General features: G+C 42.7%; 3 protein-coding genes. All 3 read right to left on the reverse strand.

Annotated features, from left to right (window positions below; genetic code table 11):
• Window positions 1-1232 (reverse strand): methylenetetrahydrofolate--tRNA-(uracil(54)-C(5))-methyltransferase (FADH(2)-oxidizing) TrmFO (gene trmFO / locus LHW48_06965; GenBank protein ID MCB5260197.1); only part of this gene is annotated, 1232 nt, incomplete at its 3' end.
• Window positions 1229-1648, reverse strand: a complete 420-nt coding sequence (locus LHW48_06970) for a GNAT family N-acetyltransferase (protein ID MCB5260198.1) — start codon at window positions 1646-1648, stop codon at window positions 1229-1231. The genes LHW48_06970 and trmFO, both read right to left, overlap by 4 nt.
• Window positions 1645-2537 (reverse strand): DUF4340 domain-containing protein (locus LHW48_06975; GenBank protein MCB5260199.1); only part of this gene is annotated, 893 nt, incomplete at its 5' end. The genes LHW48_06970 and LHW48_06975, both read right to left, overlap by 4 nt.

A 2537-nucleotide genomic window follows, 5' to 3' on the forward strand; every position in this document is an offset into this window, starting at 1 on the left:
TCACTTGAAAGCCCTGGCAAGATGCCAAAGTTTGCGTTTACTGGTGAGAAAGCACCTTTTAATGGAGCTTGAAGCAATCTTCTCCAGAGTTGACCCAACATCGTTTCTTCCGGAAGCTCGTGCAGTTCAAGACTAATAATTTTGGCGATTAGCAATCCGCTGGCGATGCATTCCACATAACCTTCCACTCCACTGAGTTGCCCAGCAATCCAAACATCTGGGTTAGCTTGCAGACTGAGATTTTGGTTTAAGATTGCCGGAGAATTGAGATATGTGTTTTGATGAATGGAGCCAAAACGAAGAAAAGTAGCGTCGGCAAGACCCGGAATCATCCTAAAAACTTTCTTTTGTTCCGAGTAACGCAACATAGTTTGACAGCCAACAAGATTGTAAGCGGTAAGATCTTTATTCTCAGCCCTAAGTTGCAATACAGCAAAAGCCTTTTTTCCGGTTGCAGGTATTTCCAATCCCATAGGTCTCATTACTCCATGACGCAAGGTATCTTTTCCTCTTTGGGCAAGTTCTTCGATGGGCATACAGTTTTCATAGAAGCTAAATTTGTCACCGGCAAAGAATTCATTTTCAAATTCATGAGCCTCATGCTTTTCGGCAAGCAACAAGGCTTCTACAAAAGCGTAGTATTCTTCTTTAGTAAAAGCGCAATTCAGATAATCTGCATCTCCTTTATCGTAGCGAGCTTTGGCATAAACAAGATTTCGATCTATGGTATCGGCATCTATGATGGGAGCGATGGCATCAAAGAAAAAGAGCTGTTTTTCGCCTAGAGTATTCTGCAAATAGTGCATCATAGATTTGGATGTTAGCGGTCCGGTAGCAAGTACTACTTTGCCCGCAGGAAAGGATTGAGCTTCTTTACGGACAATTTGAATATTAGGATGTTGATAGATGTGCTCACTTACTTTTTGGGCAAACAAGCTGCGGTCAACTGCCAGAGCATGTCCAGCGGGAACTCTGCATGCTTCGGCAATATTCAGGAGGATGGAATCAAACAATTGCATTTCGGCTTTTAGTAAGCCTGCTCCCGTGTCTAAGCGAATAGATTTTAGGCTATTACTACACACCAATTCGGCAAAATAATCGGTCTGATGCGCTTCAGTGTTGGTATTAGGGCGCATTTCCAAAAGTTGTATCTTAAACCCACGTCTTGCAAGCTGTAATGCCGCTTCCGAGCCAGCGAGCCCGCCCCCGATAACGCTTATCAATTCACTCACAATTCACGCTTGATCATCGTAATGTAACCATCCAAATCCTTAAATCCCATACTGGCATAGAGATGCCTTGCCGCAGGGTTATTTTGGTGGACTTCCAACTTCGCCTGATAACCAGTAGCTTTGGCAATTTTAAGAGCTTCTGCCAAAAGTCTGCGCCCAATGCCCTGATTTTGTCGATCTATGGCAACTGCCATGTGATGTATGTATAACCTGCGGTAATCGTGGTTTGTCCAGACAACACCACAAACCTCTGTGTCAATTTCGGCAGTAATAAGTGTCCCGGTATTGGCCAAAGAAAATTGGATAGTATCGAAGCTATCGGCACGGGCGGGGTTGGTAACTCCAGTTTCCTGCCAAATATGGATTATGTTTTCGTAGAGCTGTTTACTAAGCTTGTGATGTTGGGTAATAATCATATAATAGATTGCCTCATAAATATTTCTGGATTGCGTGTAAAGCGGAATACGGTATCGAATTCAACCTGGTATAAAACGGAATAATCATCATCGACCAGTAGTATATAGCGCTCATCAAGAAACTTTGCAAAAGTAAGCTTCCGGGTTTTGTTCTCAATATCGGTTATCCAAACGGTGCAATAGGGATCTTTAAAGAAATTTCTGAATTCTGGATCGTCACCGCTAAGGAAGGAATGGCTGATAAAGTTCTGCAATATGCTTACGATCTTTGTTAGAGCAAAGTTCTGAAAGTACACTTCAAAATCGTGTTTGGCGTCTTTATAGTACCATCGACCATTATCTCGCCTAAGAGTGTAGGTATTCTTGGTGTGAGAAACTTTTATCTGCGCCAGTTCATCTTCCCAGTATTGGAGAATAAGGGGACTGCGCCAATTTACGATTTGAGGGGCAAAACGCTGAACAATACCGCTTTGGGTTTGGAAAATCTGATTGTCGTTCTCACGGCGGAAATAATCCCACGCATTTCCGATATTCCCAAGCATTAAGTGCTCCTCTTTTCCGGCAGCCTTCAAGCGGATATGAAGTGCTTGAGAATCATCAAGATTGTAGATATTAGCGGCGCTTAGGTCCATACTAACCGCTGTATTATTATATATTCCGTTTACTACATCTCGGAAGAATTCTTTTACCATCAGAGTGTCGGCAGGCCAAATAACAGGATCGGTAACTTTCCAGATGCCATTTTCCAAAATCAGTTCTACTTTGTTAACGCTATCCCAAATTTCTATATGGTCGACCAAATCGGCTTGTATATTCATCAATGGCACCCGGTTACGGCCTGAATCTCTGGATCTAAGTACCAGATATAGAGCTACTAAAACTAAGAGGA

Source organism: Candidatus Cloacimonadota bacterium, assembly GCA_020532355.1.
In the GTDB taxonomy this organism is placed as follows: domain Bacteria; phylum Cloacimonadota; class Cloacimonadia; order Cloacimonadales; family Cloacimonadaceae; genus UBA5456.

Coding starts and splice junctions, on each gene's coding strand:
- LHW48_06970 (MCB5260198.1), bottom strand. CDS start 1,648: ATGATTATTACCCAACATCACAAGCTTAGTAAACAGCTCTACGAAAAC.